Origin of the sequence: Acinetobacter sp. RUH 2624, assembly GCF_000162375.2 — a bacterium.
Lineage (GTDB): Bacteria > Pseudomonadota > Gammaproteobacteria > Pseudomonadales > Moraxellaceae > Acinetobacter > Acinetobacter nosocomialis.
The window spans coordinates 808,221-825,755 of record NZ_KI391939.1; the positions used below are offsets into that span (position 1 = coordinate 808,221).

Annotated in this window: 13 protein-coding genes; 4 read left to right on the forward strand and 9 right to left on the reverse strand. The window is 38.2% G+C overall.

The window, feature by feature from the left end; translation table 11 throughout:
• Positions 1-54: 54 nt before the first annotated feature.
• From HMPREF0014_RS10510 to HMPREF0014_RS10545, 8 genes are all read right to left on the reverse strand, one after another.
• Entirely contained in the window at positions 55-2,061 is a 2,007-nt protein-coding gene (locus HMPREF0014_RS10510; protein ID WP_029769059.1) for an alpha/beta fold hydrolase, read from the reverse strand.
• 116 nt (positions 2,062-2,177) lie between these two features.
• Positions 2,178-3,119, reverse strand: coding sequence for a hypothetical protein (locus HMPREF0014_RS10515; protein WP_004709249.1), 942 nt, complete (start codon positions 3,117-3,119; stop codon positions 2,178-2,180).
• Between the two features lie 105 nt (positions 3,120-3,224).
• A complete protein-coding gene (gene cysE, locus HMPREF0014_RS10520) occupies positions 3,225-4,040 on the reverse strand; it encodes a serine O-acetyltransferase (RefSeq protein WP_000917698.1) in 816 nt (271 codons plus the stop codon).
• Positions 4,033-4,872 (reverse strand): RNA methyltransferase, encoded by an 840-nt coding sequence (locus HMPREF0014_RS10525; protein ID WP_004887591.1) that lies wholly within the window; start codon positions 4,870-4,872, stop codon positions 4,033-4,035. Before HMPREF0014_RS10525 ends, cysE begins: the two co-directional genes overlap by 8 nt.
• 14 nt (positions 4,873-4,886) lie before the next feature.
• Entirely contained in the window at positions 4,887-8,447 is a 3,561-nt protein-coding gene (gene dnaE, locus HMPREF0014_RS10530) for a DNA polymerase III subunit alpha (protein WP_004887588.1), read from the reverse strand.
• Between the two features lie 200 nt (positions 8,448-8,647).
• Positions 8,648-9,715 carry a type II asparaginase gene (locus HMPREF0014_RS10535; RefSeq protein ID WP_002050061.1) on the reverse strand — a complete coding sequence of 356 codons (1,068 nt, stop codon included), beginning with the start codon at positions 9,713-9,715 and terminating at the stop codon, positions 8,648-8,650.
• Positions 9,716-10,398: 683 nt separating this feature from the next.
• Positions 10,399-11,706 (reverse strand): dicarboxylate/amino acid:cation symporter, encoded by a 1,308-nt coding sequence (locus tag HMPREF0014_RS10540; RefSeq protein WP_002049955.1) that lies wholly within the window; start codon positions 11,704-11,706, stop codon positions 10,399-10,401.
• A gap of 465 nt (positions 11,707-12,171) precedes the next feature.
• Positions 12,172-13,602, reverse strand: coding sequence for a pyridoxal phosphate-dependent aminotransferase (locus HMPREF0014_RS10545; protein WP_004709244.1), 1,431 nt, complete (start codon positions 13,600-13,602; stop codon positions 12,172-12,174).
• A 240-nt stretch (positions 13,603-13,842) separates the two neighbouring features.
• Between HMPREF0014_RS10545 and msrB the strand changes: the two genes are divergently transcribed.
• The 4 genes from msrB to HMPREF0014_RS10565 all read left to right on the forward strand — a co-directional run bounded on the left by msrB (position 13,843) and on the right by HMPREF0014_RS10565 (position 16,286).
• Entirely contained in the window at positions 13,843-14,262 is a 420-nt protein-coding gene (gene msrB / locus HMPREF0014_RS10550) for a peptide-methionine (R)-S-oxide reductase MsrB (protein ID WP_002050224.1), read from the forward strand.
• Entirely contained in the window at positions 14,259-14,744 is a 486-nt protein-coding gene (locus HMPREF0014_RS10555; protein WP_002050111.1) for a glutathione peroxidase, read from the forward strand. Before msrB ends, HMPREF0014_RS10555 begins: the two co-directional genes overlap by 4 nt.
• On the forward strand, positions 14,744-15,589 hold the full coding sequence (locus HMPREF0014_RS10560) for an AraC family transcriptional regulator (protein ID WP_025466842.1): 846 nt from the start codon (positions 14,744-14,746) through the stop codon (positions 15,587-15,589). Before HMPREF0014_RS10555 ends, HMPREF0014_RS10560 begins: the two co-directional genes overlap by 1 nt.
• A gap of 64 nt (positions 15,590-15,653) precedes the next feature.
• The gene (locus HMPREF0014_RS10565) at positions 15,654-16,286 is read left to right on the forward strand and encodes a LysE family translocator (RefSeq protein ID WP_004887582.1); all 633 of its coding nucleotides are present in this window, start codon (positions 15,654-15,656) and stop codon (positions 16,284-16,286) included.
• Between the two features lie 57 nt (positions 16,287-16,343).
• Here HMPREF0014_RS10565 and dapC read toward each other — a convergent pair whose 3' ends face one another.
• Positions 16,344-17,513, reverse strand: coding sequence for a succinyldiaminopimelate transaminase (gene dapC, locus HMPREF0014_RS10570; protein WP_006580992.1), 1,170 nt, complete (start codon positions 17,511-17,513; stop codon positions 16,344-16,346).
• Positions 17,514-17,535: the final 22 nt, after the last annotated feature.

Sequence of the window (17,535 nt, forward strand, 5' to 3'; positions counted from 1 at the left end):
AATCTAACCTAAAACAAAAGAGCCAAAGGATCACCTTTGGCTCTTTTTTATTTTTTATGGTTTATACAAACCATGTTCAACTAAATGCTCTCGTAAAATACGGCGTAGCTCTAGTACAGCTTGAGGTGTTAACTGAATAGAGTGTCCACCCGGAAGTACTTTCTCAGACTTTGCACCATCTAAGTGAGCGCTCTTATAAGGAACAATACCATCGGTAATGACATTTGGATCATCGCTTTTAGTAATGTTACCCATAATTGAATGGAAGACTAAGCCTTGGTGTGGATTAATATTTTCAGTGAGTTCCATAAACTTAGATTGATGGCTTAAGTCACTTGGTCCATTTTGAATCAGACCATTATCAATGTTATTCAAGAAATCTTTAACATCTAGGTTTTCAGTGGTTAGTGATGTCGCTACAGCAGATAAAAAAGCTCCCGGCAAACGAATAATTTTACGAGCAGCTAAAGTAAACCATCGATCTGCATAATCTGTACCTCTGTGAGGTGATGCTAAGAAAATTGCGCGATCAAAGTTAGCAATTGAATGCATTTGCAATCGTTCAGTCACCATAGGATGTTTTTTGAAGCGGTTCTGTTGACGTACAGTCATTAGCTTCAAAGCTGGTTGAGTAATATCACCATCACTGACCAGTAAACGGCTAATAATACCTCCCATACTATGTCCCACAAGCACGGCATCATGTGCAGCAGGGTCACTTGGGTTTAACGAACCGAACGCTTGTTTTAATAGTGCATAAATTTGGAATCGACTTTCTAAGATTGGCATATTGGTCGAGTAGAAAACTTGCCAAACCTGATAGTTATCTCTTAAAACTGTATCGCCCATCACATCGTTAGTAAGAGCAATCCATGCCTCGGGGCTACTTGCCAAACCATGTACCAACACAATAATTTTTTTGTTTGGATTATAAGGTTCGAGCATATATAGATGCGGCATGGTTAAATGCTGATCACGATCAATCAGGCTTAAATAAGCGGCTACACCTAAGTTATTTTCAGCTAACCATAAACCATAAGGAGCCGAGAAGTTGGCAGCTAAAGGGTATTGCTTACCAGCGACATTAATATTATCTGTTCGATAAGGATCATAAACCCGAATTACAAATTCTGGATCATTAATAATTTCTTCAACAGTTTTGGCTTTTTTAGGTTCGGCAACAATAGTTGCTGCTAAATAACGTGCATGGTGAATATTCGGATTCACACCATTTTTATAGCTGTAATTGAGGGGATCTAAAATGTATTCATTAATATCTTCTTTTTCTGAACTTGGGAAAACAGCCACAAATTCGGAACCGAAACCATCACGACGGTTGATTGTTCTTAAACCAGAGAAATTTAAGTTATAACTTGAAATTAATTTTTCTAACTTTTGACCAGTTAACTGTCTATGAAACTCAAAGTCAATTGAGTAGACACTCTTACCAATATGGATTTGTGGTTCTACCACATTTTTTTTAGGGTATCTTAGATCATAAATACTCACCATTTTAGCAATGGCTTGATTATAAAAGTCCCGTATTTGAACTTGCCTATTATCAAAAATACGATCGGTCGGCTGACGTTTTGTTGAAAATAAGTAGGCATAACTATAACGAATGCTCTTATCGAGTAAGCTCAATTGTTGGTCTAAGCAATCGTCATATTTGTTCTGAATTGCTTTTTGTTCATCAGAGGCTTTGTGCTTAGTGAACCGACTAATTTTACACTCGGAAGAATCTGATAAAGCCATCGCTTTTGCCAGATACATTTCACTCGCGGCAGATAAAAGCTGTTCATCTAAAATTTGTGGAAGATTTTTAAGCTGATTAACACAGGTATCAGGGGAATCTGTACAAGTTTTGGCTTCTTGTCCTGACATAGACAAAACGTTAAGACTTGCTTCACTCAATTTATCTTGGGTAAGAATACTATTACGTTCGTTTGCAATAGTGACGTTGAGGGCCTGTTGCTTAACATTTACCACCTGACATCCACTCAGAATTGAACCGAGGAGTATGACCGTGAAGAGCGCTGAGTTTCTTTTTCTAACAAACATTATGGTCAAATATGTGGATCAGTAATATGCAGATCATACAAATTTTAAAGTATTTTTCAATTGATCAAATATAAAAAAGGGCTGTCAAATCAGCCCTTTTTAGTAAGTTTATACTCTTATTTTTTTGCTGGTGCAGTTGGAGTAGCTGGTGCCATAGCAGGGTTTGTTAAAACTTGCCATACATTCCAACGACCTTGTTTTTCAATTTCTTGAATCAAACGATCTGCAACTTCAGCTTCGTCAGGATATTTAACCTTGTAGTTTTTTAAGGTCTGAATCGCGTTTTTCTTTTGTTCCATTGCAATATAGTTGTTTGCAGCAGCTAAATATGCTTCTTGAACATCACCTTTAATGGCTTTGTCTAAGTATGGAATAGCTTCACGTTGACCACCACCTTCAGACAAACCAAAACCAAACCAGAAATTAGTTTCTGGATCATCTGGGCTAATTTTTAAAAGTCTTTGTGCATATTCTAAAGATCTAGTGGTATGGGCAGTACCTAAATCAAGGTTACGAGCAAGTACACTTGCTTTAAATGCTCGAATTAAAATATCAAATGAAGCATTTGGATTAGCGGCTAAAGTATCTAAACGCTGAGTTACTTCTTTGAGTTTGCTCTCAAAACCTTTACGTTCTTGGCGATCAGTAAAGCGAGGCGGGTAGTGACGAGCTTTACCTTCAACAAGCTGTAAGAAGTCATCAATTTCAGTCACGTCAATTTCATTATCGCCAGCTAAAACTGCATACTTCATCGAACGTTGTGAATTATTGATGGTAGGTACAATCAGTTTATTTGTATCTAATGTAAGCGATTTAGTTGGATCGTCCTGACGAGTGACTACCATTTTAGTTACAGGCTGTGCTGCGGCATCTTTTAAAGCAACTTCAAAGGCAGGTGGAGCATCATAATTAAATGGATTTAACGCATAAAATGGAGGAGTAAGCTCTGGTTCCTTGAAAACAAAAGGTTCGATTTTTTGTTCTTTTACAGGTGCCATTGTACACGCTGTTAAACTAGAAGTTGCAAGGATTAAATACGCCAATGGCTTAAAATTCATAGGATCTTCCGTTCATTTTAGTAAAGTCAGATTTGGTACAGCTAAGTCTAGGAAAAGCTAAACCCACATGCAAGGGTAAGCGTGTTACATTATGAATCAAGAATATTACGTTTTTGATGTCTTGTTTTGTGCACCGCATTCACGACGAACTTCTTCAAGAATTTTTAGCTCTTCATCACTAAAAGGCTGTTCATCTTGGCTTTCTTTTTTGAAAGTGGGGTCAAGTTCGGATAAGCGTTGGCACAAATTATTCATACGCGTTTCATTGTGCTGAATACGGTCAAGTAAAACTCGCATTCCTTCTAAAATTGGGTCAGATTGATCAGCAGTAGTCGCATACGGAGCAAAACCAATACTCTGCGCATAATCACGGCGGCGCTCTTCATCTTTATCTTTAGTTTTGTCGGCATCTTTATAAATATAGCGAGCAGGGTTTCCAACTGCTGTTACACCAGCGGGTACCGCTTTTGTCACCACTGCATTTGAACCGACTTTAGCACCTTTACCAACTGTAAACGGTCCTAATATTTTCGCACCGGCACCTACAACTACACCATCTTCTAAAGTTGGGTGACGCTTACCTTTATTCCAAGTCGTACCACCTAAGGTAACACCGTGGTATAGCGTTACATCGTCACCAATTTCAGCAGTTTCACCAATCACAACACCCATACCATGATCGATAAAGAAGCGTTTGCCGATTTTAGCACCGGGATGAATTTCAATACCGGTTGCAAAACGGCTAAATGACGAAACAAAACGGGCAGTACCTTTGCAATCTTTTTTCCACAATTCGTGTGCAAGTCTATGCAAAAGTAAAGCGTGTATACCTGGGTAAGTGGTAAGTACTTCGAGTGTATTTCGTGCAGCAGGATCTCGCGCGAATACAGCCTGTATATCTTCTTTAAGCTGTTTAAGCATTGGATTGATCCTCCTTGTCCGATGATGCTTTTTTCCATTTGCCGCTTGTGAGGGCTTGAACACGACTAAAAATACCGCGAAGTAAATGATATTCCATACGATCTAATTGTATACGACCAAATAAACGACGCAAGCGTAAAGGTAATAAACGTGGATTTTCTGGATCTAAAAATTCAATTTCAGTGAGCATTTTTTCCAAATGAGGATAGAACTCTTCCATTTGCTGCTGAGTGACTAAAGGCTCATCCCACTGCATGCTTTGACCTTGAGCAAGTGGCATTTGCCCATCATCAGAAACTGATTCTTTTTGCTCTAATACCGACATGCGAAGTTCATAACATACGACTTGAATCGCTTGAGCAACGTTAAGTACACCATAGTCTGAGTTTACAGGAATAGTAAGGTGATAGTTTGCTAATGCCAACTCTTCATTGGTTAAACCGCGGTCTTCACGTCCAAAAACGATCGCAATCTGTTGACCTTGTGAAGCTGCCTTAATTGCTTCTTTTGAAGCAGGGCGCACGTCAAGCAAAGGCCATGGAATAGTACGACTTCGCGCACTCGTTCCAAAAACTAAATGACAGTCTTTAATGGCGTCTTCGAGTGTTTCAACAATTTCAACTTGTTCTAATAAATCTTGTGCACCAGCAGCAAGCGCCTGAATATCTGGATGTGGATAGGTTTTTGGTGAAACCAGAACTAACTTACTCAAGCCCATTGTTTTCATTGCGCGTAAAGCACTGCCAATATTAGCTGGTAAAGTGGTATTGACCATGACAATACGCACTTGTGCTAATTGTTTTGACACGGCGGTGTCGTCAAACAAACTCATAAGATTTCCAGAAATTACGAATATTGAGAAACTTCGCTTTGGTATGAATCCAACGCATCATCAATAGTCATGTCCACAGGAGGTGAGGCAACAGGTTGTGGACGAACAGGTTCTGCTGCTTTAGCTGCCTTAGATTTTACCTGATATTCAATATGAATATTATCTTTACCAAAGTAATCTCTTAGTTTGGCAAGTAGTTCATCTAAAGGTGCGACTTTCCACTGCGGCCCAAGCTGAAGCTCAGCCTGAGCATAGGATTGGTCAATCTGTAAATGTATTGCAATATGCTGATGCATATCAACATTACAATAAGGCAATAAGATATTTTGTAGATCTTTTGCCAAACTTGGTTGCATTAAATCATTAGTTAATTTGATTTGAATACTATTGGCACGTTTTTGTCTGATTTCATTTAAGCTAAATGCTTTGTTCAGACGTCCCATTGGACGATCAAAGCCTTCACGCTCATAAATCTCGCCTTCAAAGACAACTACACGCTCAACTTGAATAATATCTTTAAAGCGCTGGAAACGTTCGTGGTTACAGCTGACTTCAATACGTGCCGTTCCGTCATCAAGTACGATAACAACACGGTTCGGGAAATTCGCTACGTCAAGGACGAGTCCTGCATAAACTGTCGTTACACCGCGGCGAGTTGCGGTAATTTCATTAAGTTTTGCAGGAATAAAGGCTTTGAGTTCTTGGCGGTACACATCAATTGGGTGACCCGTTAAATACAAACCAAGTGTATCTTTTTCGCCTTTAAGACGAACCTCATCACTCCATGGCTTAACAGGTTTAGCTGGTTTACGTTGAACTTCTTCAACTTCACCAAATAAATCCATAATACCGCTTTCACGGTTACTACGTGCCTGTTCAGCTGCTTGTACGGCTTCAGGCAATTGAGCCATTAAACTTGAACGTTCAATACCTAAACAATCAAGCGCACCAGCACGGATAAGTGCTTCTAAAGTTCGTTTATTGATTTTTTTCAAATCAATACGGTGGCAGAAGTCGAATAGGTCAGTATAAGGCCCTTGTTGACGACGTGAGTCAATAACAGACTGCATTGCCTGTTCACCAACACCTTTAATTGCACCTAAACCATAAACGATGGTTTTATCATCACTGGCATGGAAATGATAAGTTGACATGTTAACTGACGGAGGTAAGACCTCAAGTCCGTTATTTCGACAGTCATCAATCAAAAATACGACACTGTCAGTGTTCTGCATTTCCGATGACATTACCGCTGCCATAAATTCGGCAGGATAATGAGCTTTTAACCATGCTGTATGGTATGCAACAAGGGCATAAGCAGCTGCGTGAGATTTGTTGAAACCATAGCCTGCGAACTTTTCCATATAGTCAAAGATATGGTTGGCTGTGCTTTCGTCAATGCCTTTTTGTCCAGCACCTTCAAGGAAGATTTGGCGTTGTTTCACCATTTCTTCAGGTTTCTTTTTACCCATTGCACGGCGAAGTAAGTCAGCGCCACCGAGTGTATAACCCGCACAAATCTGTGCAGTTTGCATTACCTGTTCTTGGTAAACCATAATCCCGTAGGTTGGCTCTAATACGCCTTCCAGCAATGGATGAAGATATTCAAAATCTCCACCATGCATACGGTGAATAAAGTCAGGAATCAGGTCCATCGGGCCCGGACGATACAAAGACACGAACGCAATAATTTCTTCGAATTTACTTGGACGTGCTTCTTTAAGCATTCGCTTCATACCGACGGATTCAAACTGGAATACCGCGGTTGTATTTGCATCGGCAAAGACAGAGTAAGCTTTAGGGTCGTCAAGAGGGACGTGTGAAATGTTTAAAGGGTCATTGCCACGGTTTTTATTAATATTTTGAATTGCATCTTCAATAACCGTTAAGTTACGTAAGCCCAAGAAGTCGAATTTTACGAGACCTGCAGCTTCTACGTCATCTTTATCGTATTGAGCTACACGGTTCGTACCGTCTGCATCACAAAGTACTGCAGAGAAGTCAGTAATTTTACCTGGCGCAATAACAACACCACCGGCATGTTTACCTGTATTTCGAGTAATACCTTCTAATTTTAATGCCATTTCCCAAATTTCACTGGCATCATCATTATCTGGATTTGAAGGGTTGGTAACGATATCTTTAAGCTGAGGTTCCATCTCAATAGCGGTTGCTAAATCTACACCGAGTGGTTTAGTTGGAACCATTTTTGAAATACGGTCAGCTAGACCATAAGACTTACCTAAGACACGGGCAACGTCACGAATCGCACCTTTTGCAGCCATGGTACCGAAAGTTGCAATCTGAGAAACTGCTTCACGCCCATAAGTACGTGATACGTAGTCAATAACACGGTCACGTCCTGCGATACAGAAATCGACGTCAAAGTCGGGCATCGATACACGTTCTGGGTTTAAGAAACGTTCAAAGAGCAAGTCATAACGAAGAGGGTCAAGGTCGGTAATTTTTAAGCTATAGGCAACCAATGAGCCAGCACCAGAACCACGGCCTGGCCCTACAGGGACACCGTTATTTTTTGCCCATTGAATGAAGTCCATGACGATGAGGAAGTAGCCAGGGAATCCCATTTTAAGAATGATTCCAACTTCATAATCAATTCGCTCATCATAAGGCTTACGAATTTCAGGCCAGTCTTCACCACGTTTTTCAACTGGGTAAAGATAGTTTAAACGCTCTTCCAAACCTTCTTTTGATAAGTGCTCAAAATAGGTATCGATGGTAAAACCATCAGGAATTGGGTACTCAGGTAAGAAGTAAGTGCCGAGTTTTAAGCTGACATTACAGCGTTTAGCAATATGATAGGTGTTTTCAATAGCACTCGGGATATCTGAAAACAGCTCAATCATTTCATCTGAAGTTTTGAAATGCTGTTCAGGACTATACAAACGTGGACGTCGGTCATCTGCTAAAACATAACCATCTGCAATACATACACGTGCTTCATGTGCTTCGAAATCTTCTTTTTCAACAAAGTGCACATCGTTGTGGGCAACTACCCCAATATTATATTTAGCTGCTAACTTGGCAGCTTCTTGAATAAAATCTTCTTCACCGGCACGATCAGTACGTGTTAAAGCAAGATAAACTCGATTGCCAAACTTTTCGATCCATTCTTCAAGTAAGGGTTCTGCTTTTTGCGGATTAGATGAGCAAAGCATTTGCCCAACATCACTATGTTGGCCAAGTAAAACAATAATATCTTGATGCTGCTCTAGAACCCATTCTTTTTGTACACAAGGAATACTGAGTTGCTGACCTTCAATAAAGCCACGCGAAACAATTTCAGTCAGTCCTTTCCATCCGATATCGCTCATTGCAAGCAAAGTTGCACGATGCTGGGCATCATTAAGACGGATTGTGCTACCCAAAATAGGCTTAATACCTTTCTTGAGGCAAGAGTTATAAAACTTTACAGCAGCATGAAGGTTAGATAAGTCGGTAAGTGCCAGCGCAGGCATTTCATCCTTTACAGCAGCCTTGACCAAGTCGGGTATGCGAACAATCGACTCTGTAATCGAAAATTCTGTGTAAATACCGAGATGAACAAACTGCATAAACCAATCCTTAATGCGACCGAAGCATAGTTTAACACGCAAAGTTCAAACGAAATGCTTAATATTTTGGCAACTGTTATGGATTTTAGTATTTAAACAGAATGTTGAGAACACGAAAGTAGAGGATTGATCAAAGATGTTGCGTCTTTTGAAGCAGGAGAAAAGAACCAGCCCAAACTGATTCGGGCTGGTTGAAAAATTTAGTACTGCCAGAACATGCGTTGAATTTCTTTAGCATCATTCGTCTTAGTAAGAGCTAAAGCTGCAAGAAGACGTGCTTTTTGTGGGTTTAAGTCATGAGCAGCTACCCAACCATATTTATCGTCAGGTTGTTCAGCATTACGTAATACGAAACCTTGTGGTACACGTGATGAACGGATAATTTGAATACCGTCTTTATCATGAAGTTTTTGTAAAGTTGGAACAATATAGTTCGCAACAGAACCGTTACCTGTACCTGCATGGATAATCGCTTTAGCGCCAGCTTTTGCATATGCTTCATAAGCGTCAGGAAGCATAGAGTCTGAACCGTAAACGATTTGTACAAGTGGAAGTGCATCACCTTTAATATTTTCAATATTAAATTCTGAAGCATTTGTAAAACGTTTAACAGACTGTCTGAACCAGTATGGTTTACCTTCAACTAATGTACCTAAAGCACCCCATTGGCTAACAAAAGCATTTGTATGAATGTTAATGCCTTTAGTTACATCACGTGCAGCAAAAATAGAGTCGTTCATGAGAACCATTACGCCTTTATTTTTTGCTTCATCAGAAGCTGCTAAAGCAACTGCGCTATAAAGGTTAAGTGGTCCATCTGCTGAAAGTGCAGTTGAAGGACGCATAGAACCAACAACAACAATCGGCTTGTCAGTGTGAACAACAAGATTTAAGAAAAACGCTGTTTCTTCTAAAGTATCTGTACCGTGAGTAATTACCACACCATTAACAGATGGCTTTTTAACAAGGTCGTTTACTTGACGAGCAATTTGTAATAATTCCTTGTCAGTAATACTTTCAGAAGCAACCTGTAATGCTTGAATACCACTCACATTTGCCAAATCTTTGATTTGTGGCACTGCATTGATTAAAGCATCAACTGGAACTTTTGCTGCTGTGTAAGTTGCACTATTTGCTGAGCTTGCACCAGCACCAGCGATTGTACCGCCAGTAGCAACGACAACAACGTTGTTTTTTGCGTAAAGAGGGAGAGAGCAGGCCAATAAGCCCATAGCTAAACCGAAAGATTTAACAGTTTTAGTCAACATCGAAAATATCCTTATGAAGTGACGAAGTAGAAGTTTGCTGAATACGCCTGCTTTTCCTAAGCAAAATACATACCATGTAAAACATATTCACAACTTATTTGAATAAGAAGCATCCCTGAATATCATTTTGTTTCAACAACAATCATTTAGTCATTGCTCTTATTCAGCGCTAATAAATATCATGAAAAAAATAAAAAATCTATTAAGTTTTTCTAATTTATCTCTCTTTTTTCACTTTTTTATATAAAGATTACAAATGACTTTTTTATTATTATAAAAATAAAAAATAATAGGTGGTTTTAAAGTTTTATTTACCAGATGATAATTTTATATTGTTGATTTTTAATGTTATAGTTAAAATTATAAATAATATTAAAATTCATATAGTTAAACTCAATAATAATTTCAGTTATTTAATATAAATAATAAACAATAAATTGAATTAAAAAGTAAGCATTTGATCTATATTTTTAAAAATATAAATTTTGATTGTTTGGTTTTTATTCTTTTTTTAAGGTTTAAAATTAAGAAATTTAATAGGAACTAAAACCTATTATTGAGTTCATTATTTAATATAAAAATGTCGGTAAATTTTTATTGTTTAATTTTAGAATAAAAAAAGAGCAATTTTATTGGTCATATAAAATTGCTCTTTAGTTGGGAGAGTGGGAGAAAAGAGAAACTTAAGCGATCGTTTGTTCTTGTGTTGTTTTAATTAATACAGGTTCTGGCGACTCTTCAATATCAGCAACTTTGTCACCTTCAAGTTTTGCCACAACTGCGGTAGCAATACTATTACCAACCACATTTGTAGCGGTGCGGCCCATATCTAAGAATTGGTCAATTCCAAGCAATAACAAAATGCCAGCTTCAGGCAAATGGAACATCGTGAGTGTCGCTGAAATTACAACAATAGAAGCTCTCGAAACACCTGCAATACCTTTACTTGTTACCATAAGAGTTAACAAAATTAAGATTTGCTGGGTAAAGCTCAAATCAATGTGGTAAGCCTGAGCAATAAAGAGTACCGCAAAGGTGGTATACATCATTGAACCATCAAGATTAAATGAATAACCTAAAGGTAAAACGAAGCTCGTCACTTTTTTAGGCACACCGAACTTATTTAGGGCGTCCATAACTTTAGGATAAGCTGATTCACTAGAAGCTGTAGCAAAAGCAAGGGTTACAGGCTCACGAATTAACTTGCCTAAACGGAAGATATCTTTTTTCAGTACGATTGCACCCACCGAGAATAAAACAACCCAGAGTAATAAAAGCCCAAAGTAGAATTCTGCAATTAAAATTCCGTAGTCAACAATTAATCCTAAACCTTGTACTGTAATTGCAGAAGCAATCGCTGCAAAAACTGCTATAGGTGCAAATTTCATGACGTAATCAGTAATACGGAACATAATTTTACTGAGTTCATCTGTTAGACGAATAATAACGGAGTCTTTTTCTTTACCCTGATTGACATATGCGAGTGCTGAACCAAAGAAAATAGCAAAAACAAGCACTTGTAAAATATCATTGTTCGCCATGGCTTCTGCAATACTGCGTGGAAAAACATGGCTTAAAAATGACTGTAGTGTAAAGCCAGTAGTCGCTGGGAGAGAGGCGCTACTGAGTTCTTGAGCTGTTGGTAATACTAAATTTAATGCCGCGCCAGGTTGAAAAAAATTGACTAAACCCATACCGATTGCAAGCGATACAAATGACGCAGTAATAAACCAAGTCATTGACTTAAGCGTGATACTACCAATAGAAGTTGATTTACCCATAGATACAATGCCAGACACAATTGTGGCAAATACCAGTGGTGCAATAATCATTTTGATGAGACGTAAAAAGATATCTGTGACGATATTGAAATAAGAAGCGATTTGCTTCAGTTGCTCACCTTCATTAAAGAAGTGGTGACAGATCCAACCTGTCAATACTCCTAATAAAATAGCAACCACAATATACTTGAGCAATTTCTTTTGCTTCATATGAACCTCTATCCTTTGGGTTCAATCATCTTTTAGATGGGCTAGAGATGATTGAAAAGCTTTCCTTGTAAGTTCAGTTCGGTCCGTTAACTGATTTCATCTTCCTAAATCTGCATCAGTGTTAACCGAATCGAATATGGTGATGTTGTTATGGAAAGGGATTGTTGCTCGATTTTGAAGCAGTGTGAAATGCAAAAAAATATCAACTCATGCATTTTTTGCATAATAGCGAGAAGAGAAATACAGGAAAAATATAAGAATTTAATCGAATGGTAAAAAATATTATTTTCTTTTTAAGAAAAGACTAGAATGAATTTGTTTTATAAAAAACATATTTGAATCAACATACTAAGTTGTTTTTCAAGTATGCTTAAAATGAAGTGGTTAAGTTTTTAACTACCTGCATAAATGGTATAAAAATAAAAAAGGCATCTAATTGAGATGCCTTTTTTAATTATGCATTTTTTAACGGCGATTTGCTAAGAAACGACCTAAGCGACCAATTGCTTCGCGTAATTCATTTTCTGCAGGTAAGAAAACAACCCGGAAATGATCTGGTGTTGGCCAGTTAAATCCCGTTCCTTGTACCAAAAGTACTTTTTCGGCACGAAGTAAATCTAACATTAGCTTTTCGTCGTCTTCGATTGGGTAAATGTTAGGATCAAGTCGTGGGAAACAATACATTGCACCTTCTGGTTTTACACAGCTTACCCCAGGAATTTCATTTAACATTTCCCATGCGATATTGCGCTGTTCATATAGACGACCACCCGGGCGGATTAAGTCATTAATGGATTGATAGCCGCCAAGCGCAGTTTGAATTGCATATTGAGCTTGTACGTTTGCGCATAAACGCATAGAAGCTAACATATCTAAGCCTTCAATATAGTCTGCCGCACGACTTCTATCGCCTGTGATTGCCATCCAACCTGAGCGGAAACCAGCAATACGATAAGCTTTTGATAAACCATTGAACGAAATACATAACTGATCGCCAGCTAAAGAGGCAACCGAAACGTGCTCAATTCCGTCATAAACAATTTTGTCGTAAATTTCGTCAGCAAATAAAATCAAATCGTATTTCTTGGCAAGAGCCACAATTTGTTCAAGCACGTGGCGTGGATATACCGAGCCAGTTGGGTTGTTCGGGTTAATAATCACAATACCACGGGTATTTGAAGTAATTTTACTTTCAATATCGGCAATATCTGGATACCAACTATTTTCTTCATCACATTTATAGTGAATAGCAGTACCACCCGAAAGATTAACGGCTGCTGTCCAAAGCGGATAGTCCGGCATTGGAATTAGCATTTCATCGCCATCATCAAGTAGACCTTGCATAGCCATTACAATAAGTTCAGACACGCCGTTACCGATATACACGTCATTAACGTGCATATTTAAGATACCTTTTTGTTGGTAGTACTGGCAGATCGCTTTACGTGCAGGGAAGATACCTTTTGAGTCAACATAGCCAATTGCATTTGGTAGGTTTAAAGCAACGTCATTAATAATTTCTTGTGGTGCTTCAAAACCAAATGGAGCAGGGTTGCCGATATTTAGCTTAATGATTTTATGTCCTTGCTCTTCCATTTCATTGGCGGCTCGTAATACAGGTCCGCGAATGTCATAGCAAACATGCTCAAGCTTCGATGATTTCTTAATTTCCCGAGAAGTTGGCATGGATTGGAGAGTAGCAGTATTTTTAGACATAGCTGGGTTCACTTTTGCATATCGGTATAAATAACTTTTAAATGTTTTAACCGTTACCAAATTTAGATCATGTTGATCTTTTAGTAATTCAACAATTTTTTCATGGGTAAAACCCGATTGCTGATACTCTTTGATAACTGGTAATAGTTGCTGGAAAAGCACACTTTTTTTCTGAGACATGTTTTGTCCTATACAACCGTGCCAAACAAGAATAGCACCATCTTTGCTTCCTTGAAAGAAAATAAAGCATAAATATGCTTACTTTTGTTTTTGTAATTTGCTTACTTTTTGCTTTCTATTGCTTAGATGATTAAATTCCAACAAATTTTACGTTCAGAGACTAGTGTTTTTTTGATGAATGGCGTAAATATAAAATACGATTATCAATTTATGTTTACATCAGAATAAAAGGTGCATGTCATGGGAAAAGTTAATAAAACAGACCGGGAATGGCAAAGAGAGTTATCACCAGAAGAATATCGGATAACACGACAAAAGGGCACTGAACCAGCTTTTACGGGGCAATACTGGAATACTAAGCAGCACGGTACTTATGTTTGTCGTTGTTGTGGCGCGGAATTGTTCTCGTCAGATGCAAAATACGATAGCGGTTGCGGTTGGCCAAGCTTCTTTCGCCCAGTAAATGGAACTGTTATTGATGAACATGAAGATTTAACACATGGTATGGTCAGAACTGAAATTGTTTGTCATGATTGCGAAGCCCATCTTGGGCATGTTTTTGAAGATGGACCACAGCCGACAGGTTTACGCTACTGTGTGAACTCGGCATCATTACAACTTAAAACACAAGAAAAAAATGACGAGGAAACTTATCCATGAGTAACATTTATCAGTTTGAAGCTGAATTGTTAGAAGGTGATATTAAGCAATTTGCTGATTACAAAGGGAAAGTTTTATTAATTGTAAATACTGCCAGTAAATGTGGTTTTACTCCACAGTTTGCGGGCCTCGAAAAACTTTATGAAAAATATAAAGATCAAGGTTTGGAAGTTTTAGGTTTTCCCTGCAACCAGTTTGGTGGGCAAGATCCAGGAAATAATAAAGAAATCGGGGCTTTCTGCCAGCGAAATTATGGGGTGAAATTCCCTATGTTTGCCAAAGTCGATGTGAAAGGGCCTGAAGCTCATGTGATTTTTAGATATTTAACACGTGAAGCAAAAGGAATTTTGGGAAGTAGTAGTATTAAATGGAACTTTACCAAGTTTTTGGTTGGCAAAGATGGTTCAGTTTTAAATCGTTATGCACCTACAACTAAACCAGAGGCATTGGAAGCCGATATTGAAAAAGCATTAGCGGGCTAATCGATTCAATGAACGCTATTCCTCAACCTTTCGAGTTTTGGCAAGATCGGCGAATGCCATATGTTGAAACTCGAAGGTCGTGTTTTAGCCGAACATGTTATAAGTCTCATAGCCATCCAACATTTTCAATTGGTGCTGTAGACGAAGGGAATAGTATTTTTAAAAGTTCTTTTAGCACTGCGCAAGAGATCTCCGCGGGTACTTTAGTTATTGTACCCGCCCATATTGAGCATTCTTGTAATCCTAAGCCAAATATGGCTTGGAGTTACCAAATGTTGCATTTAGATCTGACTTGGTTAAGCCAGTTATATTCAGAGTTTCAACAGCAAGGTTTTGATTTGCATCTGCCACAGCATAAGCCGATCATTATAAAAGATGAAACTTTATACAAAGCTTTTACTGAAATGAATAAGACACTTTTTGATACGCAAAAGCTAATTCTTGAAAAGGAACAGGCGCTTTTTGATTGTCTTATAGATTTATTATTGCCTCATTTTATTTTAGAAGAAATACAAAAACCGCAGTACTTATATAGAGATTTTCTAGATTTAATTAATGTAATTACCTCTTCTGAGGATTTTATTTCTTTAGAGGTACTTGCCCAGCAGATTGGTCTGAGCCGTTATGCGATCATACGGTTATTTAAAGCAAATGTCGGTCTAACACCCCATGCTTTTCAAATAAATTTAAAAATTAACCAAGCTCGAGAACTCCTTAAACAGGGAATTTCACTCGCAGAGCTGGCCGTCAACTTAGGTTTTAGTGATCAAAGCCATTTTCATAAAGCTTTCAAAGCGCATACAGGGGTAACTCCTCGGCAGTTCCAGCTCGCAGCCGCGCAATAATTTACAAGAAATTGTTTAGCTCTATTTCTAAGATTTTCCAGACTGTTTTATAGATGAAGCCGTTATGGAAGTTTTTTTAGTTATTGCATTTACTCATTTTTTGGCACTGTTATCACCGGGTCCGGATTTCTTTTTAATTCTCACTAGTCTTTTGCAAAAAGGGCGCCGTTATACCTATGGTGTTGTTTTGGGCATTACTTTCGGAAATGCTTTAATTTTAGCTGCATGTTTATTTGGTTTTATGCTGCTTGGAGATTTGAGCAGTAGCATTCTTACATTATTGAAATGGCTTGGTGCAGCGTATTTAGTTTATTTGAGTGTTCTTTGCTTTAAGGCAGCCAGATCTAGTGTTTTATCTTTTTCACCTGAAGACAATAATTTAAGTGATCAAGCCAACCTTAAGAAAAACAAAATTAAAAGTTTAATGTTAGGTGTGCAGTCTAGTCTTCTAAATCCTAAAAATATTATGTTTTATAGTAGTTTGATGCTGCTTATACAATATAAGTTTAGCTTAATTCAAAAACTGCTCATGAGTGTATGGATGGTTGGAGTTGTTCTTGGTTGGAATATTCTGCTGATTGGATTACTTGCTCAGGGGCGGGTTTTAGACAAAATTAAGCGCTCTGCGACAGGTTTATACTATTGTTCTAGTATTGCTTTTATTATTTTTGCTGTGCTTTTGATTACATATAAATAGCTTTATAGCCTAGTTGTACAACCTGAGTAAAGGCTGTACAACTAAGTAAGAAGAAGCTTACAGAATCGCTTTTAAACGTTTAACCACTTCTTCACATTGTGCCAAGTCTGCCACTAAAGCCATACGTACATGGTTGGCTCCTGGGTTACCTTGTTCAGTGTCACGAGATAAATAACGACCCGGTAAAACTTTAATGTGTGCTTTTTCCATGAGCATCTTGGCAAAAGTTTCATCATTATCAACTTTTAGCCAATAGTAAAAACCAGCATCAGGTTTTTGTAATGGAAGCAAATGGCCTAGTTCAGATTGGAATAAGTCAAATTTTGCACGATATTGCTTACGGTTTTCTTCAACATGATTTTCATCATTCCATGCAGCAATTGAAGCAAGCTGATGTTGTACGGGCATTGCTGCACCGTGATAGGTTCGGTATTGCAAATATGGTTTTAACAAATCAGCATCACCAGCTACAAAACCTGAACGCATGCCCGGTAAATTTGAGCGTTTTGAAAGTGAATGGAAGACGATACAGTTTTTGTAGTCATCACGGCCAAGTTCAGCACAAACTTCTAATAAACCTGTAGGGGCTTGGTCAAACCAAAGTTCTGAATAGCATTCATCAGAAGCAATAACAAAATTATATTGATCAGATAGGGCAATCAGCTTTTTAAATTGCTCTTTAGAAAGTACAGTACCTGTTGGGTTGCCCGGTGTACATACAAAAAGAAGCGCTGTCTTTTCCCAAACCTCTGCTGGTACTGCGTCAAAGTCACCTAAATAACCATTTTCTTCTGTGCAATTAATAAAGTATGGCTTAGCACCTGCGAGTAAAGCAGCACCTTCATAAATTTGATAAAACGGATTTGGCATCACCACATAGGGTGCATCTTCACGGTTAATCAAAGCTTGAACAAAAGAGAAAATACCTTCACGTGTACCAGATACAGGCAAAATATGGTTTTCAGCACTAATACTATTAAGTTTAAAGCGCTTAGTTAACCACTCTGCAATACTTTGGCGAAGCTCAGGTAAGCCTTTGCTGTTTGGATAAGTGGATAGATGATTAAAGTTATCAATAATAGCCTGTTTAACAAACTCTGGTGCTGGATGCTTAGGTTCACCAATTGATAGTGGAATCAAGGGAAGGTTAGCAGGAGTAGTATCCTTAAAAAGTTGGTTTAACTTTTCAAATGGATACGGATGTAATAACGACAAGCTAGAGTTCATTAAACAGTTACCAAGTAGTTGA

Coding starts and splice junctions, on each gene's coding strand:
- HMPREF0014_RS10545 (WP_004709244.1), bottom strand. CDS start 13,602: ATGTCTCAGAAAAAAAGTGTGCTTTTCCAGCAACTATTACCAGTTATC.
- msrB (WP_002050224.1), top strand. CDS start 13,843: ATGGGAAAAGTTAATAAAACAGACCGGGAATGGCAAAGAGAGTTATCA.
- HMPREF0014_RS10555 (WP_002050111.1), top strand. CDS start 14,259: ATGAGTAACATTTATCAGTTTGAAGCTGAATTGTTAGAAGGTGATATT.
- HMPREF0014_RS10525 (WP_004887591.1), bottom strand. CDS start 4,872: ATGAGTTTGTTTGACGACACCGCCGTGTCAAAACAATTAGCACAAGTG.
- cysE (WP_000917698.1), bottom strand. CDS start 4,040: ATGCTTAAACAGCTTAAAGAAGATATACAGGCTGTATTCGCGCGAGAT.
- HMPREF0014_RS10535 (WP_002050061.1), bottom strand. CDS start 9,715: ATGTTGACTAAAACTGTTAAATCTTTCGGTTTAGCTATGGGCTTATTG.
- HMPREF0014_RS10515 (WP_004709249.1), bottom strand. CDS start 3,119: ATGAATTTTAAGCCATTGGCGTATTTAATCCTTGCAACTTCTAGTTTA.
- dnaE (WP_004887588.1), bottom strand. CDS start 8,447: ATGCAGTTTGTTCATCTCGGTATTTACACAGAATTTTCGATTACAGAG.
- HMPREF0014_RS10510 (WP_029769059.1), bottom strand. CDS start 2,061: ATGTTTGTTAGAAAAAGAAACTCAGCGCTCTTCACGGTCATACTCCTC.
- HMPREF0014_RS10540 (WP_002049955.1), bottom strand. CDS start 11,706: ATGAAGCAAAAGAAATTGCTCAAGTATATTGTGGTTGCTATTTTATTA.
- HMPREF0014_RS10565 (WP_004887582.1), top strand. CDS start 15,654: ATGGAAGTTTTTTTAGTTATTGCATTTACTCATTTTTTGGCACTGTTA.
- dapC (WP_006580992.1), bottom strand. CDS start 17,513: ATGAACTCTAGCTTGTCGTTATTACATCCGTATCCATTTGAAAAGTTA.